Genomic DNA, 26663 nt, shown 5'->3' with positions numbered 1-26663 from the left:
CACTTTTACGACATTACGCCAGACGGCGTTTCTGCATGTTTTTCCAGATCCACAGCCCGGCAATCGCCAGCGCGAAGACCACACCGAATCCGATACCAATCGCCACCACCGGCGCACCTGCCATAACGACCAGAGAATACAGACCGAGCATAAGCAGCATGGCGGTGTTTTCACCGAGATTCTGTACGGCAATCGCATTACCCGCACCGACCGAAATTTTACCGCGATGCTGCAACAGAGCATTCAGCGGTACCACGAAGAAGCCGCCCAGGATACCTACCACCACCAGAACGATGTAAGAACTCAGCATGCTGGTTTGCAGTGCAAACACCACCACCGCAATACCGATAGCGACACCGGCAGGCAGGCAGCGCTTCACGGTTTCCAGACGAATTAATTTCGCCGCAGCGCCCGCACCAAACACGATCCCGATAGCGACCATCGCGTTCAATAGCGTCGGCGTTTTGTTATCGGTTATACCCAGCGCCACCGGCACCCAAAGTACCAGCAGGAAACGCAGCGTCACACCTGCGCCCCAGAACAAGCTGGTTCCGACCAGCGAAAACCGCGTTTCGCCATCCTGCCACAAGGTTTTGCAGGCTGCGAAAAACGTCCGGCTCATTCTTGCCGGATTCCACGACTGTCCCGGACGCGCCGGATTCAATTTCGGAATAAACCAGTTTGCCGCCACCGCCGCGCCGTAGGCCAGCACGCAGATACCGAGCGCCGCCAGTATGCTCCAGTCAGCCAGTGCGCCACCAGCCACTGAACCCAGCAGGATCGCCGCAATAGTAGACGCTTCCATCAGACCGTTAGCTTTCACCAGCTGTTCGCCACTGGCGATTTCACTAAGAATGCCGTATTTAGCCGGTGAATATGCCGCCGCACCAATACCAACCAGCGTATAACCGAGGAACGGGTTCATGCCCGCGCAAATCACCGCCGCACCCGCCAGTTTCAGCAGGTTAGCGACCATCATCACGCGGCCTTTGGAGAAGCTGTCAGCGAACTGACCGACAAACGGCGCGAGGATAATGTATGTCGCCACGAACGCCATTTGTAAAACCGGCTGGCTCCAGTCGGGATAAAGCTGCTGTTTGATAAGCGCCAGCGCGGCGAACAACAGCGCGTTGTCACCGAAAGCGGACAGGAACTGCGCCACGATCACCGCAGACATACTTTTAGACATCAGCGGCCCTGGGGCCGCCGTTGAAGGCTGGCTCATGCCTCACTCTCCGGGTTTTCTGCCATCTGGCGCAGGGTCACAAAATCGGGTTTACCGCTACCAAGCAACGGTAACGCTTTAACGACACGGATATCACGCGGCACCGCCAGTTCCGGCAGCCCCAGTTCGCGGGCGGCTTTGCTCAGCGCATCGCGACGCAATTCTGCATCGGTAGTAAACAGCACCAGCGCCTCGCCTTTGCTGGCATCACTGCGCGACGTCGCCGCATGTTGTTTGTCCGGTGAAGCTTTGATGGCCAGTTGCTCGACACTTTCCAGCGACACCATTTCACCCGCCAGTTTGGCAAAACGCTTCACTCGGCCACGAATGGCACAGAAACCTTTTTCATCCAACGTGACGATATCGCCGGTGTCATACCAGCCAGCCTGCATCTCGCCTGCGGCATTTTCAGCCTGCGGGGTTTCCAGCACGCCGGGATTTTCGACGCGCAGATAGCCCTTCATGATGTTCGGGCCACGCAGTTGCAGACGTCCGCCCTCTTCAATACCCGGCACGGTAATCAGGCGCGATTCCATCCCCGGCAGAATTTTGCCGACAGTATTCACTTTAGTTGCCATCGGCACGTTGATTGCCACCACCGGCGCGCATTCTGTCACGCCGTAGCCTTCGAGAATGCGGATACCAAATTTGTTCTGCCAGATTTCTTTGGTGCTCTCGGCCAGTTTTTCCGCGCCAGCCACCACATAACGCAGGCGGGCGAAATCATACGGATGGGCAAAGCGGGCATAGTTCGCCAGGAACGTGGATGTGCCAAACAGCACGGTACAATTCTGGTCATATACCAGTTCCGGCACGATGCGGTAATGCAGCGGGCTTGGATATAAAAATACACGCGCGCCGGTCATCAGCGGCGTCAGCAATCCGACGGTCAGACCAAATGCATGGAACAGCGGCAGCGAAGACATAAAGCGGTCACGCGGCGTGAAGTCTGCGACGGTACGGATTTGCTCAACGTTCGCCATCAGGCTGGCGTGTGAATGCACCACGCCTTTTGGATTGCCTTCCGAGCCGGAGGTGAACAGCACCAGCGCCGCATCATCAGGATTTTGCGGGAGCATTGCACGACGCGGGAAAATCAGATGGAACAGGATCCACAGCTTATCCTGCGTGGTCACCGTATCTTTCAGATCCTCCAGATAAACCCAGTTCGCCTCGGGCACATTTTCCGGCAGATGCGTCAGTTTGCCTTTCTCAAGAAACTGGCGGGACGTCACGATGGTTTTAATCTGCGCCGCTTTCATCGCGCTTTGCAGCCCTTTCGCGCCCGCGGTGTAGTTGAGCAACGCCGGAATACGATTTCGCATCGATGCGCCAAACAGCGCCGCCGCCATAATGGTGGCGTTCGGCAGCAGCATCCCGACGTGTTCACCTTCACGGGTAAAACGTTGCAGGATACGGCTCACGCCGAGGCATTTTTTCAGCAGTCCCTGATAGGAATCTTCTTTGAATGCGATATCGGCGATGCACGGTTTGCGGCGACCATAACGGGTTTGCGCGGATAACAACGCCTGATACAGCGTTTGCGGCTCGCGGGTTTCCATGCGCGCCTGCATCATAATTTTATGCAGCTGTTCACCGGCCAGCACACGGCGATCGCGGGAGCGCGGTGCATCCGGCATCGGGATGGTCGTCGCCGGTAAAAGATTGATGGTGACTTTCGGGAACCAGCGGATCTTGAAGCTGCCGAACAAACGCCCGAACGGTGTATATTCCGCGCCATCAATGCGCACCGGAATGACAGTCGCCTGTGACTTCGCCGCCACAAAGGCCGCGCCGTCGTAAATCTTCATTAATGAACCGGTGACTGTAATGCGGCCTTCCGGAAACACAATCACCGGACGCCCTTTTTCCACTTCGCGGATCAGGTGCTTAATCGCCATCGGTTTGGTCGGGTCCAGCGGCATGAAGTCCACATACGGCTTCAGCCAGCGCATAAACCAGGTATCGGTAATATTGGAATAGACTGCGAAAACCGGTTTGATCGGCAGGAAAAGCACCAGCAGCATGCCGTCGATAAACGAGACATGGTTCGGCGTGAGGATTAAACGCGGGTAATCAAAATTGTTTCTCGCCGGGGTCACAGTGACCCGGAACATCAGACGAAAAATCCACCTGAATGCGGCGAAAAGAAAGTTATACATGTTTGCCATCTCCTTATGTGTCATCCCTGATCTTGAAAGAAAAAGGTTGGGGAAACAGCATACTATAAGCCGTTGTAAAAGACGCCAGTCAGAGAGAGTTTAGGAGGTTGCTTAGCGACGTGCCGGAATTGAGGCAAAAAAAAACCTACGCATCCGCGTAGGTTGGTGCAAATTTAATCGGTATCAACATGCAGAGCACGTTGATGATTCACCAATCAATACCTCTGGGACGTTCAATTTAGCTGTTTTGTACGAACCACAGCCAGCAGGCAATCGAAACATAATTCCGCAAAGTGTAACGAGTGGTGAAAATCAGCCCGATTTCTCTTAAATCAGGCTAACCGCTTCAACTTATTAGGCTAAATAATTTCGACTTCAACCAGGCAACTCATGGCATTTGGCCCCTGTGTCAGCCGCGACGTGCCGATATCCAGCGTCAGCACATTCGGATTCCCCGCCTGCTCGGTTTCCTGCCATTTACCGCCAAAGCCCGGATCAAACCAGGCACCGGTGGACATCAGCACTACGCCACGCGTGATCCCGTCGTTAAGCGAAACGCCTGCCAGACAGCTGCCGCGCGCATTATGCACTTTCACGCGGTCGCCATTTTTGAGCTGACGGCTGCCCGCATCTTCAGGATGCATAAACAGCGTTTCCTTACCGGCCGTTTTGTTCGACTGTGCCAGCGGCGACTGATCGAGCTGGCTGTGCAGACGATCTTTCGGCTGAATGGAAATCAGGTGCAACGGCCATTCTTTGGCGCTTTCGGCACCCAGCCATTCGACCGGCGGCAGCCATTCAGGATGTGGCGCAAAATCTTTATAACCGTAACCGGCGATGGTTTCGGAGAACAGTTCGATTTTCCCGCTGTGTGTTCCTAAAGGATTAGCACGCGGGCTTTTGCGGAATTCTTCGAAGAAAACATAATCTTTTTCCGGCATCGGCAGTTCGACAAAACCACGCTCCCAGAAGGTATCGAAGTCCGGCCATTCGACGCCGGTGCCTTTCTGCGCTTCGCCGCACTGGCGGTAAATATGGCGCAGCCACTGATCTTCATTACGCCCCTGCGTGAACTGGTCGCGATAACCAAGGCGCTCCGCAATATCCGCGAAAATATCAAAATCGTTACGCGCCTGATGCTGAGGCGCAATTGCCTGATGCATCGCCAGCACGAAACGGTCACGCGAAGAACCGCCGATATCATTACGTTCCAGTGATGTGGTCGCAGGCAGCACGATATCGGCCATCTTCGCTGCAGGCGTCCAGACGTTATCCTGCACAATCACAGTATCTGGCTTCTGCCAGCCTTCGACCAGACGGTTAAGCTGCTGATGATGATGGAACGGATTGCCGCCCGCCCAGTGCACCAGATGAATATCCGGATAAGTCAGCGTCTCGCCCTGGAATTCATAAGGCTGACCGGGATTGAGCAACATGTCGCTGATGCGCGCCACCGGAATCGACAAACCGGAAGGATTCGGCCCGGCGCTGACCGCAGGCCCCGGCGTATCATAACGCGGATTCCCGACGCTGTTCATCGAACCGTGACCAAACGAGAAGCCCCCGCCCGGCAAACCGACCTGCCCGAGCATCGCGGAAATAGCGATCATCATCCAGTAAGGTTGCTCGCCGCGGTGGGCGCGCTGCACGGAATAGGAACAGGTAATAAAGCTGCGCACGCCAATCAGATCGTCTGCCAGACGCGCGATTCGCTCCGCCGGAACACCGGTAATGTGGCTCGCCCAGTCAGGCGTTTTTGCAATACCGTCAGTATCGCCGCGCAGATAAGCAGCCAGTTGCGGATAACCAACGCAATGGGTGGCAAGAAACGCGTTGTCCTGTGCTTCCTTGCGCTGGATTTCAAAGGCCACCGCCATCATCAGTGCGGCGTCAGTGTTCGGACGGATCGGTATCCACTCCGCATTCACAAATTCCGGGCAGTCGTCGCGCATCGGGCTGATGTTAATGACGCGGGTGCCCTTCTTCGCCAGCTGTTCGAGCGCCGGTTTCAGCGTATGTTCCACTGCTCCGCCGGAAGCGACCTGCGCATTTTTCAGCGCCAGACCGCCGAACGCCACCAGAATGTCGGCATGTTCCACCACACTCGGCCATGAGGTCACACGCCCGGTCAGCGGAGTAAAGGTTCCGATCACATATGGCAGGAAGAACTGCGCCGAGCCCCAGCTGTAATTACCCTGCTGATCCACGCCACCGCCGCCGGTGAAATAAAAACGGCGCACCAGAGAACGGGCATGATGCAGACGACCGGCGGATGACCAGCCGTAAGAGCCGTTAAAAATGCCGGAAGCACCGTATCGGTCACGTACGCGTTTGTTTTCTTCAGCCACCAGATCCAGCGCCAGATCCCAGTCCACTTCAACAAAATCTTCGCGGCCACGCAGCGAGCGATCGCTGCTCTCACGGTTTTTCAGCCACGAGCGGCGCACAGCCGGTTTACGAATACGTTTGTCGGAATAGACCAGCGGCGCGATGGAATCGAGTAAAGGTGAGGGATCAGAATCCGCTTTATAAGGTTCGCAGCGGATAAGGCGGCCATCTTCCACCACGGCGGTGTAAGCGCCCCAGTGGGCCAGTTGCGGATAGCGTTTAATAGACATGTTTTTCTCTGGTGGGATTTTTATTATGTGTTGTGTGCAAGTGAGCAGCGTCCAAAATAACATTCACGGACAGAAAAACTCAAAGCACAAATGTGGATAAACAGAAAAGGGGATTTGCTCCCCCATTGTTTATAGTTTGAAAAGAGACGAGCGTTTCAAGCCTGTGGCTGAGCAATGACCGGTGGCAGCCAGCTGTTGTAGCCGAAGGCACGGCGGCCGATGACGATCAACATCAATCCTAATATCAGCGCAAAAATCAGAATGATGGCGATGATTTGCAACGGCATAAAGCTGCCTGCCAGCACTGTCACCGCCAGGCCGCTAACGGGTACCGAACACATGTTCATCAGGCCAATAAGCCCCATGGTTTTTCCCAGATGTTTTTGCGGAATGATCTGGCTGCGTAAGGTGCGCAGGTAGACGCTGAATGCACCGTCAAAAGCCATCAGTAATGCGTAGCCTGCCAGATACATCGCATAATCGAGTGAAAGCGACATCAGAGCGCCTGACAATATCATGCCGCAAAATGACAGGGTTCCCAGCGTGGAAAGCCCGAAGCGTGTGGCAATCCGCGGCACAAAGATGAACGTAATAATGGTAACCAGCGCTGCCGAGGTCTGTAAGACGCCAAAATAACTCTCCGGCAGATGAAACTCTTTGAGGATCACCGCCGCACTCACCACCAGCGCCGCACCGTAAACCAGATTCACGACCCAGGTCAGCGCACACAGATGCAGCAGGATTTTATTCTGCTTAAGTACCTGAATCGCCGTAATGTTGGATTGCACAATGGAGCGCAGACTCATCTTCTCTGCAACTTCAAGGTCATGCGTTTCGAGGAATAGATAGTTGATGGCAGAGACAGCAAACAGCACGGCCGCACAGGCTAAAATCGCCCCGATGCCACCATAGACGGAAATGGCTACTGCCAGCGCCGGGCCGAGAACCTGCGTTGTCTGGTCGACACCCTGTAACATGGAATGGGCTTTCGGCAGCCTCTCTGCGGGGATATGGCGCGGTAAGAGCGCCTCGGTGGCGACAAAGTTCAGGACATAGGCCACCGACAACAGCGCCATCATGACCGCCAGTACCGGGAATGTGGCGCCGGGATGAAAAGTCAGGGTCAGGAAAGCGACCACCATTAACACACAGCGTCCGGCTTCCACGTTAAAGAAGATAAAACGGGGCTTGATGCGGTCAGCCAGAAAACCTGACAGCGGGAAAAACAGAATGCGTGGCAGCCATTCAATCACGAATGCCAGCGAGGAAAAGGTCAGAGAACCGGTCGCTTTCAAAATCGCCAGCGGTACGGCAAACAGCAGAAACTGATCGCACAGTGACCCGGCAAAGCGGGAAAAGACGAAACGTTTTAATCCAAAACGATCACTGTTCATAATATTGCTTTCCTTTCAATAACCGCCTGGATTGATGTAACTAACTTATTAAATAAATTGACTATTATTGCCAATCCCCCAGAGATTGCCTCTGTTGAACATCATAAGGCTTGATGATAATTTGGATAGATATTCCAGAAACAAAAGAGCTATGCGTGAAAAGCACAAATGAGTTAGCCGAGCTAATTCCCAGTTTGTCGGTTTTTATCCAGGTGGTTGAAAAGGGAAGTTTTTCTTCGGCAGGACGGGAAATTTCGATGGCCCCCTCTTCGGTGAGCAGGATGATTGACCGGCTGGAGAAACGCCTCAATGTGGTGTTATTTACCCGCTCGACCCGCTCTGTCGCCATAACCGAGGCCGGAAGGGAAATTTACCAGCAGGCGCTGGCGGTACTGTCGGCTACGCAGACACTTTTCTCCAGGGCAGATAGCTTCAGCGATACCCCTCAGGGTGTTTTGCGGGTAACCGCGCCAGTCACACTGGGTAAAATTCTGCTCACCCCTTTTCTGCCCGCATTTCTACGCCGCTATCCTGAAATAAACGTCGAACTGTCGCTGACCGATCGGGTCACTAATCTGACGCAGGACGCCTACGATCTGGCACTTCGCGTAACCGAAAGGCCGCCGGAGAACATGGTCGCCCGCGCCCTGATGCCTATCGATTACGTTTTGGTTTGTGCTGCGGATTACGACGAAGTGCTGCCGGATTCCCCTGCTGGACTCATCAAACACCACATTTTTTTCCCTGATGAACGGCAATTTCGCGGTGCCTGGCGTTTTTGGCACAATGAAATTATGGAAACGGTGACACTGGTTCCACGGCTGATGATCAATAACAGCGACGCCATGATTGATGCCATCTTGCAGGGTGTCGGTATTGCGCTGATCCCCACTTTCATCGCCAACCGCTATATCGCTGATGGTCAGTTGCATCGGGTGTTGCCTGAATGGCGGGTGGAAAATCCTTTGCCGCGCAACGCCTACGCCATCACCCTTCCCAATAAACTTCTGCCGCTTAAAACAAGAGTATTTATCGATGATTTTATGCAGTGGATTAAGGAAGAAGGAAGGGTCTAGTCAGAATGAACCTGGATTGGAGGATGGTTTCGCCGGCAAAAACGCCTCTCTGTGCCTCGTCCCTCGCAGGGGGGCGCAAAACCCTCAGGTATTTTTCCCGTTACATGGCGCTTACATCCCAAAGTTGCGATCGTCATCCTTGCAGCCACCGGTCTTTTCCGCAAAACTGGGCGGTGTAAACGATTACCCTCACGGAAAACGGAAGTGTTATGGCAACGATTAAGGATGTAGCAAAACTGGCAGGCGTATCGGTTGCGACCGTTTCACGCGTAATAAACCATTCCCCGAAAGCCAGCGACAGCTCGCGGGAAGCCGTACAGAACGCCATGCAACATCTGCAATATCACCCGAATGCCAACGCCCGCGCCCTCGCCCAGCAGGCGACCGAAACGCTGGGGCTGATCGTGGCTGACGTGTCTGATCCGTTTTTCGGTGCAATGGTTAAAGCGGTTGAACAGGTGGCCTACGCGACTGGCAACTTCCTGCTCATTGGCAACGGCTACCATAACGTGGAGAAAGAGCGTCAGGCCATTGAGCAGTTAATCCGTCACCGCTGTGCGGCGTTAGTGGTTCACGCTAAAATGCTGCCGGAAGATGAACTGACCAGCCTGATGCAGCAAATTCCCGGCATGGTACTGATTAACCGCACATTGCAGGGCTTCGAACAGCGCTGTATCGCCCTAGATGATCGCTACGGTTCCTGGCTGGCGACCCGCCATTTGATTCAGGCCGGACATCAGCGCATCGCTATTTTATGTTCCAACCACGGTATTTCTGATGCCAGCGATCGCCTGCAGGGATATATCGATGCACTGACCGAACACAATATTCCTGTCGATGACAAACTGATTGCTTACGCGGAGCCGGATGAAATCGGTGGCGAAAAAGCCATGGCGGATTTACTCGGATTAGGCAAAGGATTTACGGCGGTAACCTGCTACAACGACCCGATGGCCGCCGGTGCATTATCGGTATTAAGCGATAACAGCATTGATGTGCCGGGCGAAATTTCGCTGATTGGTTTTGATGATGTGCTGATTTCGCGCTACCTGCGCCCGCGTCTGACCACGGTACGTTATCCGGTCGTCGCGATGGCGAATCAGGCAGCGCAGCTGGCGTTAGCGCTGGCAAACGGTCAGCCGCTGCCGGAAACCACCCACATGTTCAGCCCGACGCTGGTACGCCGTCATTCGGTGAGCAGCCCGTCAAATACTTAAAGCGACTGCTGATAGACGCGGACTGGCTTGTCCGGATAATCCAGCGCGTCGCCGATGTATTTCCAGCCAAAACGCTCGTAATAGCCGGCGAATTCGGCGTAGAGATACACTTCACGAAAGCCGCTGCGGCGGCTCTGTTCCAGCACAAACTCCTGTAACTGCTGTCCCAGCCCGCGCGAACGATAGGGTTCATCCACGTATAATGCGGCGAGCCAAGGCGTGAGATCCTGACGGCTGATCAAATCACAGCGCCATAATCCCACTGTGCCCGCTAATATGTCGCCATCCAGCGCAATAAACGTTTGCGGCAAATCCGCACCGTTCAGACAGCTTTTCACCACGCTTGAAAAAAACTCACGGCTGTTTTCGCTGCCGAACGCCTGCCATTGCCAGTCGGTAACGGCTTCAGCAAATTCCGGTCTTTCGGTGAGATTAATAATTTGCATCAGACTCAAACCATTTTTCCCTGAAAAATAGGGACAGATTCAAACAGATACCCGTCAAACTCCGGCGCATCAACATCCGACAGTTCCATCAGCGTATTTTTGACGTTTTCCATGTGCTGCCACATCGCCTGATACGAGCCCATGACGTCGCGGCGGCGCAGTGCGGCCAAAATATTCTGATGATCAGCCAGCCATTTCAGGCGGTAACCGCGCGTGGCGATATGACTGTGTAACTGTTTCCACAACGGACTGGAATCGCGGTGCATCCAGATATTTTTGACTGAATCGAGCAGCATCTGATTTTGCGTGGCACCAGCAATCAGCAGGTGAAACAGCTTGTCGTTATCACCACTTTCGTCGTTGGCCACGATGGCGATTTGTTCCTGTTCCAGCGTGCGTCGCAGGTTTTCGATATCGGCTTTAGTGGCCATTTTGGCGGCAAACGCGGCAATATTGCTTTCGAGCAACTGCCGCGCCTGCAGGATTTCAAAGGGGCCAATTTGCCCCTGGTACATCAGTTCGTCTTCACCTTCTTCCTGTGAAGGAATGCGGATCACGTACACGCCGGAACCCTGACGGATATCCACCGTGCCTTCCAGTTCCAGCATCAGTAAGGCTTCGCGCACAATCGTCCGGCTGACACCGTAGGTTTCCGCCATATTACGTTCGGGCGGCAGGCGGGATCCCACGGCGAAATGCCCTTGCTTGATTTGCTCACGCAGGTCGTGCCCGATTTCCTGATACTGTTTTCTGTCCTGCGAAACCACACCTTTTTCCACACAATCACCCTGATGCAAAAAACAAAAAAGACCGGATGTTACTGTATCAGAGATAGCGCCTGATCCAGCACTTTTGCACCGTTTAACGTGCCGTAAGCCACCATGTCGATCACTGCGATCGGGATACCGTGCTCATCCGTCAGCTTTTTATTCTCCGTCAGCTTAAAGCGAACCTGCGGCCCAAGCAGGACGGCGACAATATCGCGGCCATAGGCTTCAAGCTCGTCGCGCAGATTGTTTTCCGGAATAGCGTAGATCTTGAATTCCATGCCACGTGCAGCAGCTTCTTTTTCCATTTTGGTGACCACCAGTGACGTGGACATCCCTGCCGAACAAGCTAAAACGATGCGTTTCATAGTGTTTCCTTAGATTATTTTTCCTGGTCATCGAGCGTTAAAGACAACACACCACTTTCACTAAGCGATTTAAACCAGTGAGATGATTTCTTCTGACGGCGATCACGGTTGTTATCAAGATCAATCTCAATCAGTCCGTAACGGTTTTTAAATGCGTTCATCGGCGAGACATTGTCGGTAAAGGCCCAGAGCATATATCCCTGACAATTTGCGCCCTCTTCGCGCGCTTTTAATGTCCAGTAAAGATGCTCGGCAACAAATTCAATACGATAGTCGTCCTGAATTTCCCCGCTATTCGCATCGCGGAACTGGCCTTCATTTTCGATACCCATGCCGTTTTCCGCCACAAACCACGAAATATTTCCGTATTCCGTTTTAATGCGCTTCGCCATGTCATAAATAATTTTGGGATAGATTTCCCAGCCACGCGATTTATTCATCCGGCGTCCGGGCAATTCAAAGTGCTCGTAGTAATACGCCGGATGGAAAGGCGTGTCTTTATTCCACTCGCGGGACGGCGCTTTGACGCGGTGCGGGTAATAAAGATTAATGCCCACTTCATCCACAGTGTTATTGCGGATAACCGCCAGTTCGGATTCTGAATACTCGAAATGCACGCCGTGCTTTTCGAGTAATTCCAGCAATTCCTGCGGATATTCCCCTTTGATCATCGGGTCCAGAAATACGCGGTTATAGAATAAATCGTATAAATGCGCCGCCTTTTGGTCATGGGCTGCCGATGAACGGGGATACGTCACTTCAGGATTTAAAATCACGCCGACTGTGCCCGACGCGTTATACCCCTTGCGATAAAACAGCTCGACGACTTTGGCGGTGGCCAGCACTTTGTGATGATTCCACTGCATCCATTTCGCAGTGTTTTGCTCGAACGGCCAGCGGATCGCATCCAGATACACGCGGGTTTGCACGACTATCGGTTCGTTAAACGTAAACCAGCGGCTGACTTTTCCGGCATACCGTTCAAAGACTTTTTCCGCGTACAGCACGAACAAATCGACGACTTTCTTCGAGCTCCAGCCGTCATATTTCTCAATCAGAAACGCGGGTAATTCATAATGTTCCAGACACAGCATCGGCTCTATGCCATTGCGTTTCATTTCATCGAGATAATCGTCAATGTACGCCGCATACTCTTCATCAACGGTGCCCAGTTCGTAGTCGGTGAAAAAGCGCGACCAGTTAACTGACGTACGGTAATGGCTCAGTCCGCTGGCCTTCATCAGCGCCACATCTTCTTTATAACGGTTGATAAAATCGGTGGCTTTCGCCGGACCATAGCCGTTGTGCCAGACGTGGCGGTTATTTTTGTACCAGAGATCCAGATACGAATCCTGCCCGTCTTTTTTGCCGCTCCAGCCTTCGGTCTGCCACGCAGAAGCTGCAGCACCGAGCATAAATCCGTCAGGAATGGCGATTGAAACCTTGCTCATAACGTCCCTCTTTTCGAAATGGTTTACGCCGTTGCGGCCTGTTTCTGGCTCTGTTGCATGGCTTCGAGCTGCGCCTGTTCAGCACGGCGAGCGGCCACTTTCACGAACGGCAGGTAAATCAGCACCGCCACCACGATGCAGCCCAACTGGGTGATGACCGCGCCCATGGAACCGGCAGTCGATAACCAGGCGTTGATAATCGGTGGCGTAGTCCAGGGCACCATCACCACGGCGCGTCCGGCGAATCCAAGGCTCGTCGCAAAATAACCGATGGTGCCGGTGATAAGCGGCGTGATGATGAACGGGATCGCCAGAATCGGGTTAAGCATGATCGGCATACCGAAAATCACCGGTTCATTGATGTTGAAGAAGCCTGGCCCGAGAGAAAGTTTGGCGATTTCGCGCATCTCTTTACGGCGGGTGGCGAGCATTACCGCCAGCAGCAAACCGATGGTGCAGCCGGAACCGCCGATACTCATATACACATCCCAGAACGGCATGGTGATGATATTCGGCACTTCGTGGCCCTGCTCAAACGCCGTCATATTGACCATAATCGCGCCAAGCAGCAGCGGCTCACGGATCGGTTTAATCATCTGGTTGCCGTGAATACCAATCACCCAGAACAGCTGCGCGACAAACATCAGCAGCAGGATGCCCGGCAGGCTTTGCATCACCGATTCCAGCGGACGCTGGATAACCTGATACACCGCATCGTACAAATACATGCCGGTGACGCGATGGAATACAAAACCGAAAGTGGCGACGATAACCACGGTGATAATGGCGGGAATTAACGCCGAGAATGAGGCAGAAACGTTAGGCGGCACGCTTTCCGGCATTTTAATGCGCAGGCCGTTTATCCGCTCGAGACGGGAATAAATCTCGACCGCAAGAATCGCAATAAACATGCCGAGGAACAGACTTTTGGTATCGGAGAATTGTTTGGCCAGCACATCTTTCACTTCCTGCATCTGGCCGTTCACCATCATATCGACGGTGGTCGGCGTGACGGCAATAAAACAAATCACCGCCAGCAGGCCAGGGAATAACGAACGCGAGCCGTTAATTTTCCCGAGTTCAATACCAATTAAAAAGACGGCACCGATGGTCAGAAAACTGAGCGTGGCGTAGTTAATACTGCTCATGATCGGTTTGAGCGTCGCCAGCCAGGAGAACATTTCAAAGTGAGCTAATCCGTTTTTCGGATCCATCACCATATTAGAAATTAAAACTGAGAATGCACCCACGATAATGACCGGCATTAACGTGATAAAAGAAGCCTTAATAGCCATGATATATCTGAGGCTATTAAAGGTATTGGCGAATCCCCCGAGAGAATCGATAAAACGGTCTTTCAGTGACATGACAGCACCTCATTTTCTTTTTTCTATACTTCACAGGTGTTGGTTTCGTCTTCACCTTTTTATATTGAATGAGGATTAAAGGTGTCGCCCGAAGCTGAGTCAGAATCCGGTTCTGTTAATTATCCTGTCGGCCACTTTTCGGCGATCTTTGCGTAATGTGGCATGCCAAAAAATAGCGGAATACGAATTAATTTCTGTGACAGCGTTCTCACATGTGAATATTGGAATTCCAATATGATGAATTCACACTTTTCTGGTATACCAATTTGGAGTTTTTGATGGAATTCGATCTGGAACAAACGGTGATGGAGTTATTGATCAACGCCGGAGAAGCACGATCTAACGCGATGATGGCGATTCAGCATGCGCGTAAAAAAGAATGGGAACAGGCGGACGCGATGCTGAAAGCCTCGGACGACGCGGCCCGTGTCGCACACAAAGTGCAGACACAACTGATAGGTCTGGATGAAGGCGTGGGCAAAATACCGGTGAATCTGATCATGGTGCACTCGCAGGACCATCTGATGACCGCGATGCTGTGCCGTGATCTGGCAGAAGAAATCGTGTTACTGAGAAAAGAGATGTTTGAAAAACAGTGAATTCAACACGAAACTCCCCTAAATCATTCGAGCAGAATCAAGGCGGCAACTGAGTGAATCCCCGGGAGCATACACAAGTATGTGACCGGGGTTCATGAACGCAGCCAACGCAGATTCAGCTCGGAGGATAGCGGGGATTACAGTTCTAAAGCGATCAATTCTTCCACCGTCTGCCTGCGACGAATCAATCTTGGCACGCCATTTTCAAACAACACTTCCGGCAACAGCGGACGGGTGTTGTAGTTAGATGACATCGAAGCACCGTACGCGCCGGTGTCGTGGAATACCAGATAATCGCCAATTTGTACCGGCGGTAACGGGAAGGTTTCTACTCCGCCGCCTGCCTGCTGGGTGAACACGTCGCCGGATTCGCACAAAGGACCGGCAATCACTGCTTCGGTCAGCGGCTGTCCGCTCACGTCACGACCATCAGCCGGTAACAGCGAAATATGGTGATAGCTGCCGTACATGGCCGGACGCATCAGGTCATTAAAGCCCGCATCGCACAACACAAAATGACGACTGCCCATGTCTTTTACCGCACGGATCTGCGCCACCAGCACGCCGGATTCCGCCACCAGGAAACGTCCCGGTTCGATTTCCAGTTTGATTTCATGCCCCAGATGCGCGGCGATTTGTTCACGCGCACGGTTCCACAGGCCAAAATAGTGGCCGGTATCTATGGATTCTTCTTCGAAATGATAAGGGATCGACAGACCGCCACCGGCTGAAATCGCTTCGATATCTTGTCCGGTTTCAATCACCTGACGCACCATCGCATCGCAAACCTGCTCCAGATGTCCGTAATCCACGCCGGAACCGATATGCATATGAATACCGACCAGTTTAAGGCCGTACCGGCTGATTTCTGCCATTGCCTGTGGCAAATCGGCATACCAGATCCCGTGTTTGCTGTTTTCGCCGCCGGTATTGGTTTTCTGACTGTGACCGTGACCGAAGCCCGGATTCACACGCAGCCACACCGGATGTCCGGCTTTGTGCTGCCCAATCTGGCTGAGCATGTCGATGGAACCGGCGTTCACCGGAATATCCAGCGCCGTTACTCGCTCCAGCGTCGGCTGATCCAGCACGTCGGCGGTAAAGACAATTTCGCTGTCTTCGCGGCCCGGAATAAAACCGGCCACCAGCGCACGTTCAATCTCGCCCAGAGAAACGGAATCAACCTTCACGCCCTGCTCGCGCATCAGACGCAGAATATGAATATTGGAACAGGCTTTCTGCGCAAAACGGATAACGTCAAACTGACGCAACTGCGCGATGCGCGCTTTGATAATTTCCGCATCATACGCCCACACAGGGCAGCCAAATTGTTGCGGCAGGGCCAGTAAATTTGCGGCGTTAAGCGCAGTAGACATGTCATTCAGGGCGCGTGGCATAAGATTTTCCGTCAGGTGAATTCAGTCATATTTCCCTCAGTATGCCGCGTGACTCACCGGCGATAAAATATCTATTTCAGGCCAGTCTATTCAATTATGATATGGATAACTCGCTCCGCTCACCGGATAAACCATGCCTGCGATTTCCCTGCGCCATATCGAAATTTTTCATGCGGTAATGACCACCGGCAATCTGACCGAAGCCGCCGCCTTACTCAATACGTCGCAGCCGACGGTCAGCCGCGAGCTGGCGCGCTGTGAAATGCTGCTGAATCTTCAGTTGTTCGAGCGCCTGCGCGGGCGTTTGTATCCGACGGTTCAGGGTTTGCGGTTGTTTGAGGAAGTGCAGCGTTCGTATTACGGGCTGGACAGGATCGTCAGCGCGGCACAAAGCATCCGTCAGTTCGAGCAGGCGCAGTTATCGATCGCCTGCCTGCCGGTGTTCAGTCAGTCTTTACTGCCTGCGGTATGTAAGCCGTTTCTCGACCGCTTTCCCGACGTCAGTTTTAATATTGTGCCGCAGGAATCGCCGCTGCTGGAAGAATGGCTCTCGGCGCAGCGCCATGATTTAGGGCTGACGGAAAACACTCACACGCCTGCGGGAACCGAGCGCCAGACACTGCTGACGCTGAACGAAGTGTGCGTGCTGCCCGCCGGACATCCGCTGGCGGCGAAGCGATGTCTCACGCCACAGGATTTCAGCGGCCTGAATTTTATCAGCCTGTCGGCGACCGACAGTTACCGGCAATTACTCGATGCGCTGTTCACCGAACAACAGGTGAACCGGCGGCTGGTGATGGAAACGCACAGCGCCGCATCGGTGTGCAGCATGGTGCGCGAAGGCGCGGGCGTCTCTATAGTCAACCCGCTGACAGCGTTGGATTATTCTGTTAATAACAGCGAGAACGGCGTCGTACTGCGGGAATTCAGCATCGTCGTGCCCTTCACCGTCAGCCTGATCAGGCCGCTGCATCGCCCCGCTTCTGCGCTGGTCACCACGTTTGCTGAGCATTGCCATCAGCAGGCGCAACGTTTTGCAGAACGCCTTGAAGCCGCGCTGATGTACTGAACAGAAACAAAAAAGGCCACACAGGAGTAATTCCGTGTGGCCTTTTGTTTTCTAAAAGTACTGAATTACGCCGCCGCTTTTTCCGCTTTTTTCGCCGCACGACGGAAAGTGATCACGCAAAGCACGAAGCCGATTGCGCCCAGTCCGCCCGCCGCCAGAGGTACGGTGCTCAGCCCCATGCCACGTTCAATAACCGCACCACCGACCCACGCACCCAGCGCGTTACCGACGTTAAAGGCAGCAATATTCAGCGTGGAAACCAGATTCGGCGCATTTTTGCCGTAAGTCACCACGTTCACCTGCAATGCAGGCACCGCAGCAAAGTTCACCATCGCCCAGATAAACAGCGTGATTTCAGCAGCCACCAGATGAACGCTGGTATAGCTGAACAGCACGGAGAATATCGTGATCATCAGGAAGGTCATGGTCAGCGAAATACCCAGACGCCAGTCCGCCAGACGCCCGCCAAGCACGTTACCGATGGTCAGACCGAGGCCAATCAGCAGCAGCGTCCAGCTGACACCGTGCTCAGACACGCCGGTGATTTGCGTAAGAATTGGCGCGATATAAGTGAACAGCGCGAACATTGCTGCCGCAAAGAAAATGGTGATCGACAGCGACAGCCACAGGCCGAGGCTGCCCAGCGCCCGAATTTCCTTACGCAGATCGGTCGGCTCTTCTTCTTTCTTATCCGGCAGATTTTTATACAGCGCAAACAGCGATGCCACGCCAATTACCGCGACGACCCAGAACGTCGAGCGCCAGCCGAAAGCTTGTCCGAGCGCAGTACCGAGCGGAACACCCAGCACGTTAGCCAGCGTCAGCCCCGTGAACATCAGCGCCACGGCTGAAGCCCGACGATTCGGTGCCACCAGACTGGCCGCTACTACCGCGCCAATCCCGAAGAATGCACCATGACACAGGGCGGTTATCACGCGCGCCAGCATCAGGAAGCCGTAACTGTAGGATAGCGCGCACATCACGTTGCCAATAATAAAGATGCTCATCAGCAGCAGCAGGGTTTTCTTGCGCGGCAGTTTTGCCGTCAGCACGGCCATGATCGGCGCGCCGATCGCCACGCCCAGTGCGTATCCGCTGATTAACCAGCCTGCAGAAGGAATACTGACATTCAGATCCCCCGCCACGTTGGGGAGCAGCCCCATAATGACGAATTCGGTGGTACCGATGGCAAACGCGCTGAGCGCCAGTGCCAGGAGTGCGACAGGCATAAAAGCTCCGGATATTTTTAGTTATGAGTAAAGGCTCCGGCATCACGCCGGACTGGCTTAAATACCACGTTGATCACACTTTTGACCAGACGCAGTCTGTGCCCTCACGGCCTGAAAAACACCCACCTTCCGGATTAATCTTTACATAACAATACATTGCAGAAAATGCGATAAAAGCGGAAAAGGAACCGATTCCAGTGATTTCTTTCCCCTCAGCTCAGCGCTTTTCCTCTTTAAGCGAAAGCCAGCGCGGGTTCTCTTTAAACCACTCCACCAGATTGATCGCCCGGCTTTCCAGCTGAAGATCGATACTCACCTGCGGATGTCGTCGCAGGATTTCACTGACCGCAATCACTGCCACGCTGGCCATTTCAGCTGCCAAAGACAGCATTTCCCGGTGTTCTCGGAAATCATTACCGGCGAAAAAAAGCGGTATTGATCGACGCGCAGTTCCAGCGCAATGACGCTGAAAAACTGGTGGAGATGATCAAAGCGAGCGGCAAAAAACTGACCACGGTTTACATCAGCCAGTCAGACCCTGATTTCTACTTCGGGCTGGATGCGATCCGCGCCGCCTTCCCGCAAGCAAAAGTGGTGGCTACGCAGGCGACGGTGGATCAGATCAATGCCACTAAAGACCGAAAAGTGGCTTTCTGGGGGCCGCAACTTAAGGATGATTCGTCATTAGAACTGAGCGCGAAAGTATTGAAGGGCGAAATGCAGTGACTTTAATAGATATTATTTATAAATAATTAGCCAATCAAAGCGGCGGAATTACTCCCCGCTGATTTTTATTTTAAAAAAATGAAAAAACAAACGTATTAATATTTATCACTCACTTACCCTTAATGATTTCCAAAAAGAACTGAAAAGTAATTATTCAGAAATAACAAACTGTTAATTAAAAATTGAACCCGCAAGCCCCTCATATTAGACTTCTGCCGGATCACATCCCTCTCCACTTCCAGGCATACGGACTCTGTCATACACAGAGGCGAGCCTGAATTAACTTTATATAAAGGATTATTATGAATTGGTATTTGAAGGCAATTAAAAATTACGCTAACTTTTCTGGGCGAGCACAAAGAAGAGAGTATTGGTGGTTCGTGTTATTCAATATTCTTATTTCAATTGGTGTGAGCATTATTGCCATGATGTTTGGTGATGAATATTTAACGTCTTTGCTTTACTCATTATTCATTTTCCTTCCCAGCCTGGCATTAGCCGTGCGTCGTAATCACGATGCAGGATACAGCGGCTGGTGGGTGCTGTGCCCGGTCTTCAATCTGATCCTGATGTTCTTCCAAAGCGATCCTGAAGACAACTGCTTCGGTCCTTATGTGGTAGATCCTCAGGCATAGAAAAGATTCGATCTGCCCCCTCCTAAAGGGGAGGGGGCTCAGATCTACTGCGTCACCCGTACAAAGCCGCCTTCGGCTTGCACGTTGTGGCCGAAACCGCAGTCGCCGGTGGTATGCAGTTTCACGTTTTGCGGGTCGAAATTCATATCGACGCTGCATTCACCGCCCCCGGCGGAGGCATCGTCGGCTTCGTGGTAAATCGCGTGATTATCTTTGATTGCCGTCACCACTGAAAACTCGCCGGTGTTCGGGCCGTAATACAACGACATCTGTCCCATATATAAGCCGCTGAAATCGATTTTGAACTGCGCTTCCTCGCCTTTCACTTCCACAATGTTCCAGCTGCCAAAACCGGCATATTGCCAGTAAATGCCTGCCGGACTCTCAGCCTGCGGCAATGTGTCGAGTTTTGGCTGGATCAGACCGAGGTTGTGTTGTGATTTTTTGTCAGCAGGTGCCAGCATCAGCCAGGCTTTGGCTTTCAGATAATCACCCTGCTTTATGTAGGTCAGCGCAATGTTGTTGTAGGCGGTCGCTATCTGATCCTGCGGCTTGTGGCAAAACTCACTCCAGGCGACCTGATTACGGAAAATTTCACGCGCGTTGGCGAGATCTCCCTGCTGATATGCGACTTTCCCGGCAGCGGCATAAATGCCCGTTTTTACGCAATCCGCTTCAATATCAGGTTCATCAATCTGGGCCAGTGTCTGAGCACTGGCAAAACATCCTGCCACCAGCAGTAAATTCACTGCGACTTTCATCAAACATCCTTCTACTTTTGTGGTCTACAGAGCTTCGTGCTGGAAAAACATCCTTACAAGTGGCTCATTGCCCTATCGCACTGAGGCACTCATTCTGGGATGATTGGCTTCACAACATATCGATTACACATGGCTATTATGACTAAAAAACCTGGGAAATCGGCGCAATGGGGCGCCGTCTGGCAGTTAATTAAGCCTTACTGGCGTTCAGAAGAAAAGTGGCGAGCCTGGGGCATGTTGACCACTATCATCATCCTTTCGCTGGCTGGCGTGTACCTCAGCGTGCAGTTTAACGAATGGAACCGCGTGTTTTATGACGCGCTGCAAAACAGAAACTATCCGGTGTTCAAAGCCCAGCTGTGGAAATTTACCTGGCTGGCGCTGCTGTTCATCGTGATTGCCATCTACCGGGTATATCTGACGCAGGGCCTGCAAATGAGCTGGCGGCGCTGGATGACCGAAGAGTATATGGAGAAGTGGCTGACCAATCACGCCTATTATTACACGGAGTATCAGCATCAGGTCGATAACCCTGATCAGCGTATTTCCGACGACCTGAATGCCCTCACCAGCGGGACACTTTCTCTGGTACTCGGGCTGCTGTCGAGCGTGGTGACGCTGTTCTCGTTCGTGTTCATTTTGTGGTCGATCAGTGGTCCGCTGAACTTCATGCTGGCGGGACACCACTTTGAAATCCCCGGCTACATGCTGTGGTTCGCGCTGCTGTACGCTGCCGTCGGTTCCTTCATTATCTGGTATATCGGTAAGCCGCTGGTAAAACTAGGATTTAATCAGGAATGGTTCGAAGCGAACTTCCGTTTTGGCCTGATCCGTATCCGCGAAAACAGCGATGCCATCGCGTTGTATCACGGTGAGAAAAATGAACATGACCAGCTGACCGGCAAATTTGAATCCATCAAAACCAACTGGTGGTCAATCATGCGCGTGACCCGTCGTCTGAACGTGGCCTCTAACTTCTACGCGCAGTTTGCCAATATCTTCCCGATTCTGGTGGCTTCTCCGCGCTATTTTGCCGGCGCCATCCAGATGGGTGCGCTGATGCAAATCGCCTCTGCCTTCGGACAGGTACAGGGGGCGTTGTCCTGGTTCATCGATGCCTTTACCGATCTGGCTAACTGGAAAGCCACGGTTAACCGTCTTGCCGGTTTCAACGCCGCAATCGATCAGGTCAATGCGCAACCGCGCGGGATCAAAGTCGGTCAGAGCAGCGAACACGCCCTGCAACTCGATAAGCTGACACTGAATCTGCCGAACGGTAATCCGCTATTCTGTGATGTTTCCGCCTCGATGAAACCGGGTGAGCGCGTGCTGATTGCCGGTCCTTCTGGCTGTGGTAAATCCACTCTGCTGCGCGCAATCGCCGGGATCTGGCCTTACGGCTCGGGTAATATCGGGCTGGCGGAAGGTAAGCGTTACCTGTTCCTGCCGCAGCGCAGCTATATCCCGATTGGCACCCTGCGTGACGCGCTGAGTTATCCTGACGCCAGCCGCGAATATACCGATGAACGCCTGCAGCAGGTTCTGGAACAGTGCCGCCTGCCGCATCTGGCCTCGGTTGAAATCCTCGATGATTACGCCAACTGGAGCCAGCGTCTGTCGCCGGGTGAACAGCAGCGGTTGTCTTTCGCCCGCGCGCTGCTGATCCAACCGGATACGCTGTTCCTCGATGAAGCCACCAGCGCGCTGGATGATGAAACCGAGCAACAGGTATATGCTCTGCTGCTGAGCGAATTGCCTCAGACGTCGGTTATCAGCGTCGCACACCGAAATACTGTGGCGAAGTACCATCAGCACTGCTGGCGGTTCAAAAATCAGGAAAACGGTCCATGTGGATTTACGTCCAGCGCGCTGCTGCCTGAATAACGCCTGGAGCCGCTGCGAAGTGGCTGATAAATGAAGAAAGGTTGCTGATGTCAGCAACCTTTCTTTTTTGTGTGCTGAAACCCATTTTGGACAGAAAATCAACAGGGTGGCTGGCTGATTTGTATAGCTGACTATACAATTATTCTTAAGTGAAGAACCGGAGGTCAGGCTTAATGAAAATAGATAAGAACTCATTCACCCCGCTCTATCTGCAAATTGAGCAACAACTGACCGAAAAAATCAGCGCGGGAGAAGTTAAACCGGGTGACCCGATCCCGACCGAAGCGGCGCTGTGCGAAATCTACGGGGTCTCGCGGATGACCGCACGCAAAGCCGTTGATTATCTGGTCCGTCAGGGTCGTGTGGCACGATTTCGCGGACGCGGCACCTTTGTAGTCGAACCGCCGAAGCAGCAAAAAATCATCTTACCGCTCGACCGGCATCTCACCGCCAGCGAAGTCGCGCAGGAAAATAATCAGCGGATTGAAAATCAGGTGCTGGATTTTCGCCGGATACCCGTCAGTGAAGACATCGCCCGCGAGCTGAATATCCCTGCCGGAACAGACGTGTATTTTATGGTCCGGCTGCGTCTTCTGGGCGATGAGCCGTTTGTGTATGAACAATGCTGGATGCGCGCCGATAATTTCCCGGATATTAACCGCGCCGCCATGACCGCGTCGAAATATGCGTACATCCGCTCCAAAGGTTTTCAGCCAGCAGGCAGCACCAAACTGATTTCTGCCGAACTGCCCTCTAATGAAATCCGCCTTGCGCTGAACCTGTCACGCGACCAGCCGGTGCTGCACTCGCACGCAGTGGTTTCTTTCACTGACGGTTCGCTGTTTGAAGTGTCTGATGTCTATTACAACCAGAAAAACTATGGCTTCAGCGTCCATGCCAAAGTCAAAGGTTAAACGCCGTCAGGCAATACCTGACAACTCAGCTTTCACCAGATTTGCTACCTGCTCAACCTGCGGGCCATAAATCACATGCACATCGGTGTCTGTGATCCTCTTGACCCCCGCCGCGCCGGTCTTCATTAACGTTCCGTCCTGCACCTGCGCCATATCTTTCACTTTCACGCGCAGACGGGTAAAGCAGCAATCGACCGCCGTAATATTCCCCTCACCGCCCAGCCCGATAATGATATTTTTGGTTTTCTCACCGGTTCCCTGCGCTGGCTTCGCGCGTTCTTCGGCATCATTTTCATCCTCCCGTCCCGGCGTTTTTATCTGCATGCGCAAGATAACCCAGCGGAAACTGAAGTAATAAACGGGCGCATAAATAATCCCGAGGATCAGCGGATACCACCAGTGCGTCCGGCTGCCGCCGAGCACGCCGAAGATCAGGAAATCGATCGCCCCGCCCTGTACGTTACCGATCATCACATGCAGCATCTGCATCAGCACAAATGACAGGCCGGTCAGCACCGCGTGCAGGATATACAGCACCGGCGAGACGAAGATAAAACAGAACTCCAGCGGCTCGGTGATACCGGTAGTAAACGACGCCAGTCCGCCCGCCAGCATCAGCGCTTTTACGCGGCCTTTATGTTCCGGTCTGGCACAGTGATACATCGCCAGCGCCGCCGCAGGTAAACCAAACATCATTACCGGAATTTTGCCCTGCGCCAGGAAACGCGTCGCCTGCTGCGTCACCGCATCCGGGATCATGCCGGGATTCGCCAGTGCGGCATTGAAGATGTTCAGCGCGCCCACGATGCTCTGATTATCTACCGTTGTGACACCGCCAATCGGCGTGAAACGCACGGTTTCGTTGATGATGTGATGTAAACCGGTTGGGATCAGCAAACGCTCCGACGTGGCATAAATAAAAGTGCCGATCTCGCCGGTGCGTCCGATCAGTTCACCGATCCACTGGATCCCCATCGCAATAGTCGGCCAGATCAGTGACATCAGCACCCCCACTATCGGCAGTACCAGTACAGTGACGATCGGCACAAAACGACGTCCGCCAAAAAACGCGATCGCCGTCGGCAACACAATCGTATAAAAGCGATTGTGCAGCCACATGGTGATTAACCCGACCAGTACCCCGCCCAGCACGCTCATGTTGTAAGTGAAAATCCCCAGCGTATTGGTGAACTCGGCAGCGTAAATCATCGCATCGCTTTGCGTCATACCTTTTGCGGTGAGTTTGGCGACCGTAATGGTATCCGGCGTAATCCCCTGCGCCAGCAGGCTGTAATTAACCCCGACGTGCAATCCGACAAAGCCGATCACTGCGGAAAAAGCCGCTGTGGCTTTCTCTGCATTGGCCAGCCCCATCGCCGTGGCAACGGCAAAGAACAGCGGAAGATTGGCGAACAACGCGCCGGAAACCTGGCGGATAAAGCCGATCACCAGTTGCAGAGTTTTCATCTGCGTGAAGGCTTCACCGGTGACTGCCGGATTCTGCAAAGCCGCCGCCAGACCCAAGAAAATCCCGGCGGCGGCAATCACCGAGATAGGCGTCATCAGGGCCTTGCCCAGATCATGCACCTTGCTGCCAAGTTTTATCATCTGTCGTCCCTCAGTTAGCTGGCTAAAAATAAGCCGTTAATTGAGTTAAGTCACAGAATGTATAGTTGTATAGACATAGCAGTCAGGAGTATGAAAGGGATCACAGTTTTGCCGGGGAAAAGCGGATTGGGGTAGCAGGCAAAAAAAAGCCCACATCGGACTGTGGGCACGGGGGTTGCGACTGGCCGTCGTTCAGAACGGCTGGCAACAAGCAAATATGAGAACTGCTCGCTCTCGGCCCTTAAGGTAACGGCAGTTACCGCGATCCTTCAGCCTTTTCTGGTAAGCAGCCGGTTAAAATGTATAAATTTGTTTGATCTGCATCACACTTTCCTAACCACCAACAATTCATTCACTTTCAGAATATTTAACTGGTTATCATTCTTAAGAACTATAAATTAGTTTGCTAAGTAACGACTTCCCTGCCATTTGCCACTGCACAAAAAGTTTAAAACCCTATAATTTCAATGGATTATGCGGCAACATTTTCTTCATACTTCGACACATCGACTCATGGGTAATGACAATATCCTTACACAGGGAACTCTGGCGCTCTCGTATAGTGGAGGACTTGTTGAGAATGGTTATTCTCAATCTTCCAAAAAGAGTGAATTCTATGCACCTGAAGTTTCTTTCTGTCAGTACAGTTGTACTGCTTTCGGCATGTGACGGTTCCGCCGGTTCTGCATCTCCGGTGGCCCAGGCACCTGTGGTCAATGTCGTCACTTTACACAGCCAGCCCGTTGCCCTGACTACCAGCCTGCCCGGCCGCACCACGGCGGTTCGCAGTGCAGAAGTCCGTCCGCAGGTAAACGGCGTGATCCAAAAACGTCTTTTTGTGGAAGGCAGCGAAGTCAAAGCCGGTCAGCAGCTTTATCAGATTGATCCTTCGACCTATCAGGCCGCATTTGACCGCGCGATGGCGACCTGGAAAAGCGCCGACGCCACCGCCCGCCGCTACAAACCGCTAGTTGATGCACAGGCCGTCAGCCGCCAGCAATACGACGATGCCGTTGCCGCCGAGCGCGAAGCCGCGGCAGATGTCGAAACCGCGCGCGTGAATCTGCAATACACCAAAGTTTATGCGCCGATTTCCGGTCATATTGGCCGTTCGCTGTATACCGAAGGGGCGCTGGTGACCAGCGGCCAGACGGCGTATCTGACCACCATCGATCAGCTGAACCCGATTTATGTCGATGTGAACGAATCCTCGCAGGATTTACTGAGACTGCGCCGTGCGCTGGCGTCCGGCAAATTGCAATCGGCCGGTGACAATGCCGCACAGGCCACGCTGACGCTGGAAGATGGCAGTAAATACGCGCTGCCGGGCAAGCTGGAATTCTCTGAAGTCACCGTGTCGCAAAGCACCGGTTCCGTGACCCTGCGCGCCTCTTTCCCGAACCCGCACGACGAACTGCTGCCGGGTATGTTTGTTCACGCACAGCTGCAACAAGGAATTGATGACAAAGGCATTCTTGTGCCGCAGGAAGCCATCATGCACGACGTAAAAGGCGCACCGTACGTTTACGTCGTGAAAGCCGATAACACCGTCGAACAGCGTTCCGTCACCACCGGTCAGATGATGAACGGCAACTGGTTAGTGAATCAGGGACTGAATGACGGCGACAAAGTGATCACCGACGGATTACAGAATGTCCGACCGGGTGCCAAAGTGAATGCCACCGAGCGCAAAGCCAGTGCCCCTGCCGAACAGGCTAATCTCGCGATGACCGATCCCTCCGCGCAATAG

22 protein-coding genes and 1 pseudogene are annotated in these 26663 nt (G+C 53.1%); 9 read left to right on the top strand and 14 right to left on the bottom strand.

Annotated features, from left to right (window positions below; genetic code table 11):
* Window positions 1–13: 13 nt before the first annotated feature.
* The 4 genes from lplT to J1784_RS10525 all read right to left on the bottom strand — a co-directional run bounded on the left by lplT (window position 14) and on the right by J1784_RS10525 (window position 7399).
* On the bottom strand, window positions 14–1225 hold the full coding sequence (gene lplT, locus J1784_RS10540) for a lysophospholipid transporter LplT (RefSeq protein WP_217149162.1): 1212 nt from the start codon (window positions 1223–1225) through the stop codon (window positions 14–16).
* Window positions 1222–3387 (bottom strand): bifunctional acyl-ACP--phospholipid O-acyltransferase/long-chain-fatty-acid--ACP ligase, encoded by a 2166-nt coding sequence (gene aas / locus J1784_RS10535; protein ID WP_217149161.1) that lies wholly within the window; start codon window positions 3385–3387, stop codon window positions 1222–1224. Before aas ends, lplT begins: the two co-directional genes overlap by 4 nt.
* Before the next feature lie 359 nt (window positions 3388–3746).
* Complete coding sequence (locus J1784_RS10530; protein ID WP_217149160.1) at window positions 3747–6005, bottom strand: molybdopterin guanine dinucleotide-containing S/N-oxide reductase; 2259 nt, start codon at window positions 6003–6005, stop codon at window positions 3747–3749.
* 155 nt (window positions 6006–6160) lie between these two features.
* Entirely contained in the window at window positions 6161–7399 is a 1239-nt protein-coding gene (locus J1784_RS10525; protein ID WP_217149159.1) for an MFS transporter, read from the bottom strand.
* Between the two features lie 113 nt (window positions 7400–7512).
* Between J1784_RS10525 and J1784_RS10520 the strand changes: the two genes are divergently transcribed.
* Entirely contained in the window at window positions 7513–8475 is a 963-nt protein-coding gene (locus tag J1784_RS10520) for a LysR family transcriptional regulator (protein ID WP_238485476.1), read from the top strand.
* Between the two features lie 209 nt (window positions 8476–8684).
* On the top strand, window positions 8685–9692 hold the full coding sequence (galR, locus tag J1784_RS10515) for an HTH-type transcriptional regulator GalR (protein WP_217149157.1): 1008 nt from the start codon (window positions 8685–8687) through the stop codon (window positions 9690–9692).
* On the opposite strand, the gene J1784_RS10510 is transcribed toward galR, so the two are convergent.
* Genes J1784_RS10510 through J1784_RS10490 form a run of 5 tightly spaced genes read right to left on the bottom strand, consistent with a single transcriptional unit; the run spans window position 9689 to window position 14091 of the window.
* Window positions 9689–10138, bottom strand: coding sequence for a GNAT family N-acetyltransferase (locus J1784_RS10510; RefSeq protein WP_217149156.1), 450 nt, complete (start codon window positions 10136–10138; stop codon window positions 9689–9691). The genes galR and J1784_RS10510 overlap by 4 nt on opposite strands.
* Window positions 10139–10143: 5 nt before the next feature.
* The gene (locus J1784_RS10505) at window positions 10144–10917 is read right to left on the bottom strand and encodes an FCD domain-containing protein (RefSeq protein ID WP_217149155.1); all 774 of its coding nucleotides are present in this window, start codon (window positions 10915–10917) and stop codon (window positions 10144–10146) included.
* Window positions 10918–10955: 38 nt separating this feature from the next.
* Window positions 10956–11273, bottom strand: a complete 318-nt coding sequence (locus J1784_RS10500; RefSeq protein WP_217149154.1) for a PTS sugar transporter subunit IIB — start codon at window positions 11271–11273, stop codon at window positions 10956–10958.
* Window positions 11274–11287: 14 nt separating this feature from the next.
* Complete coding sequence (locus J1784_RS10495; protein WP_217149153.1) at window positions 11288–12724, bottom strand: glycoside hydrolase family 1 protein; 1437 nt, start codon at window positions 12722–12724, stop codon at window positions 11288–11290.
* A gap of 23 nt (window positions 12725–12747) precedes the next feature.
* Window positions 12748–14091, bottom strand: a complete 1344-nt coding sequence (locus J1784_RS10490) for a PTS sugar transporter subunit IIC (protein WP_217149152.1) — start codon at window positions 14089–14091, stop codon at window positions 12748–12750.
* Between the two features lie 278 nt (window positions 14092–14369).
* On the opposite strand from J1784_RS10490, the gene J1784_RS10485 reads away from it, so the two are divergent.
* Entirely contained in the window at window positions 14370–14690 is a 321-nt protein-coding gene (locus J1784_RS10485) for a PTS lactose/cellobiose transporter subunit IIA (RefSeq protein WP_120134522.1), read from the top strand.
* A 137-nt stretch (window positions 14691–14827) separates the two neighbouring features.
* Here the strand turns inward: J1784_RS10485 and lysA are convergent, their stop codons facing one another.
* Entirely contained in the window at window positions 14828–16087 is a 1260-nt protein-coding gene (gene lysA, locus J1784_RS10480) for a diaminopimelate decarboxylase (RefSeq protein WP_217149151.1), read from the bottom strand.
* A 133-nt stretch (window positions 16088–16220) separates the two neighbouring features.
* Between lysA and J1784_RS10475 the strand changes: the two genes are divergently transcribed.
* Window positions 16221–17156 (top strand): LysR family transcriptional regulator, encoded by a 936-nt coding sequence (locus J1784_RS10475; protein ID WP_217149150.1) that lies wholly within the window; start codon window positions 16221–16223, stop codon window positions 17154–17156.
* Between the two features lie 65 nt (window positions 17157–17221).
* Here J1784_RS10475 and J1784_RS10470 read toward each other — a convergent pair whose 3' ends face one another.
* Both J1784_RS10470 and J1784_RS10465 read right to left on the bottom strand, forming a co-directional pair.
* A complete protein-coding gene (locus tag J1784_RS10470; RefSeq protein ID WP_217149149.1) occupies window positions 17222–18385 on the bottom strand; it encodes an MFS transporter in 1164 nt (387 codons plus the stop codon).
* 217 nt (window positions 18386–18602) lie between these two features.
* Window positions 18603–18776, bottom strand: coding sequence for a hypothetical protein (locus J1784_RS10465; protein WP_238485491.1), 174 nt, complete (start codon window positions 18774–18776; stop codon window positions 18603–18605).
* Here J1784_RS10465 and J1784_RS10460 point away from each other — a divergent pair.
* Both J1784_RS10460 and J1784_RS10455 read left to right on the top strand, forming a co-directional pair.
* A pseudogene (locus tag J1784_RS10460) lies at window positions 18765–19078 on the top strand (MBL fold metallo-hydrolase); the annotation flags it as partial. The gene J1784_RS10465 and the pseudogene J1784_RS10460 sit on opposite strands and share 12 nt — an antisense overlap.
* 335 nt (window positions 19079–19413) lie before the next feature.
* Window positions 19414–19746 (top strand): DUF805 domain-containing protein, encoded by a 333-nt coding sequence (locus J1784_RS10455; protein WP_120508933.1) that lies wholly within the window; start codon window positions 19414–19416, stop codon window positions 19744–19746.
* Window positions 19747–19790: 44 nt separating this feature from the next.
* On the opposite strand, the gene J1784_RS10450 is transcribed toward J1784_RS10455, so the two are convergent.
* Entirely contained in the window at window positions 19791–20507 is a 717-nt protein-coding gene (locus tag J1784_RS10450; RefSeq protein WP_217149148.1) for a tetratricopeptide repeat protein, read from the bottom strand.
* A gap of 129 nt (window positions 20508–20636) precedes the next feature.
* Between J1784_RS10450 and J1784_RS10445 the strand changes: the two genes are divergently transcribed.
* Window positions 20637–22391, top strand: coding sequence for an ABC transporter ATP-binding protein/permease (locus tag J1784_RS10445; RefSeq protein WP_217149147.1), 1755 nt, complete (start codon window positions 20637–20639; stop codon window positions 22389–22391).
* 173 nt (window positions 22392–22564) lie between these two features.
* Window positions 22565–23305, top strand: a complete 741-nt coding sequence (locus J1784_RS10440) for a GntR family transcriptional regulator (protein ID WP_217149146.1) — start codon at window positions 22565–22567, stop codon at window positions 23303–23305.
* A gap of 6 nt (window positions 23306–23311) precedes the next feature.
* Here the strand turns inward: J1784_RS10440 and J1784_RS10435 are convergent, their stop codons facing one another.
* Window positions 23312–24913, bottom strand: coding sequence for a PTS transporter subunit EIIC (locus J1784_RS10435; RefSeq protein WP_217149145.1), 1602 nt, complete (start codon window positions 24911–24913; stop codon window positions 23312–23314).
* 616 nt (window positions 24914–25529) lie between these two features.
* Between J1784_RS10435 and J1784_RS10430 the strand changes: the two genes are divergently transcribed.
* The gene (locus J1784_RS10430; protein ID WP_217149144.1) at window positions 25530–26663 is read left to right on the top strand and encodes an efflux RND transporter periplasmic adaptor subunit; all 1134 of its coding nucleotides are present in this window, start codon (window positions 25530–25532) and stop codon (window positions 26661–26663) included.

The sequence above is a fragment of the Rahnella ecdela genome, from assembly GCF_019049625.1.
GTDB classification, from domain to species: domain Bacteria; phylum Pseudomonadota; class Gammaproteobacteria; order Enterobacterales; family Enterobacteriaceae; genus Rahnella; species Rahnella ecdela.
Note: the sequence above shows the minus strand (reverse complement) of the source record. Positions and strands in the feature narration are given on the sequence as shown.

Bases quoted from the DNA above. Each gene is read 5' to 3' on its own strand.
- lplT (WP_217149162.1), bottom strand. From the start codon at position 1,225: ATGAGCCAGCCTTCAACGGCGGCCCCAGGGCCGCTGATGTCTAAAAGT.
- aas (WP_217149161.1), bottom strand. From the start codon at position 3,387: ATGTATAACTTTCTTTTCGCCGCATTCAGGTGGATTTTTCGTCTGATG.
- J1784_RS10530 (WP_217149160.1), bottom strand. From the start codon at position 6,005: ATGTCTATTAAACGCTATCCGCAACTGGCCCACTGGGGCGCTTACACC.
- J1784_RS10525 (WP_217149159.1), bottom strand. From the start codon at position 7,399: ATGAACAGTGATCGTTTTGGATTAAAACGTTTCGTCTTTTCCCGCTTT.
- J1784_RS10520 (WP_238485476.1), top strand. From the start codon at position 7,513: ATGATAATTTGGATAGATATTCCAGAAACAAAAGAGCTATGCGTGAAA.
- galR (WP_217149157.1), top strand. From the start codon at position 8,685: ATGGCAACGATTAAGGATGTAGCAAAACTGGCAGGCGTATCGGTTGCG.
- J1784_RS10510 (WP_217149156.1), bottom strand. From the start codon at position 10,138: ATGCAAATTATTAATCTCACCGAAAGACCGGAATTTGCTGAAGCCGTT.
- J1784_RS10500 (WP_217149154.1), bottom strand. From the start codon at position 11,273: ATGAAACGCATCGTTTTAGCTTGTTCGGCAGGGATGTCCACGTCACTG.
- J1784_RS10495 (WP_217149153.1), bottom strand. From the start codon at position 12,724: ATGAGCAAGGTTTCAATCGCCATTCCTGACGGATTTATGCTCGGTGCT.
- J1784_RS10490 (WP_217149152.1), bottom strand. From the start codon at position 14,091: ATGTCACTGAAAGACCGTTTTATCGATTCTCTCGGGGGATTCGCCAAT.
- J1784_RS10485 (WP_120134522.1), top strand. From the start codon at position 14,370: ATGGAATTCGATCTGGAACAAACGGTGATGGAGTTATTGATCAACGCC.
- lysA (WP_217149151.1), bottom strand. From the start codon at position 16,087: ATGCCACGCGCCCTGAATGACATGTCTACTGCGCTTAACGCCGCAAAT.
- J1784_RS10475 (WP_217149150.1), top strand. From the start codon at position 16,221: ATGCCTGCGATTTCCCTGCGCCATATCGAAATTTTTCATGCGGTAATG.
- J1784_RS10470 (WP_217149149.1), bottom strand. From the start codon at position 18,385: ATGCCTGTCGCACTCCTGGCACTGGCGCTCAGCGCGTTTGCCATCGGT.
- J1784_RS10465 (WP_238485491.1), bottom strand. From the start codon at position 18,776: ATGCTGTCTTTGGCAGCTGAAATGGCCAGCGTGGCAGTGATTGCGGTC.
- J1784_RS10455 (WP_120508933.1), top strand. From the start codon at position 19,414: ATGAATTGGTATTTGAAGGCAATTAAAAATTACGCTAACTTTTCTGGG.
- J1784_RS10450 (WP_217149148.1), bottom strand. From the start codon at position 20,507: ATGAAAGTCGCAGTGAATTTACTGCTGGTGGCAGGATGTTTTGCCAGT.
- J1784_RS10445 (WP_217149147.1), top strand. From the start codon at position 20,637: ATGGCTATTATGACTAAAAAACCTGGGAAATCGGCGCAATGGGGCGCC.
- J1784_RS10440 (WP_217149146.1), top strand. From the start codon at position 22,565: ATGAAAATAGATAAGAACTCATTCACCCCGCTCTATCTGCAAATTGAG.
- J1784_RS10435 (WP_217149145.1), bottom strand. From the start codon at position 24,913: ATGATAAAACTTGGCAGCAAGGTGCATGATCTGGGCAAGGCCCTGATG.
- J1784_RS10430 (WP_217149144.1), top strand. From the start codon at position 25,530: ATGCACCTGAAGTTTCTTTCTGTCAGTACAGTTGTACTGCTTTCGGCA.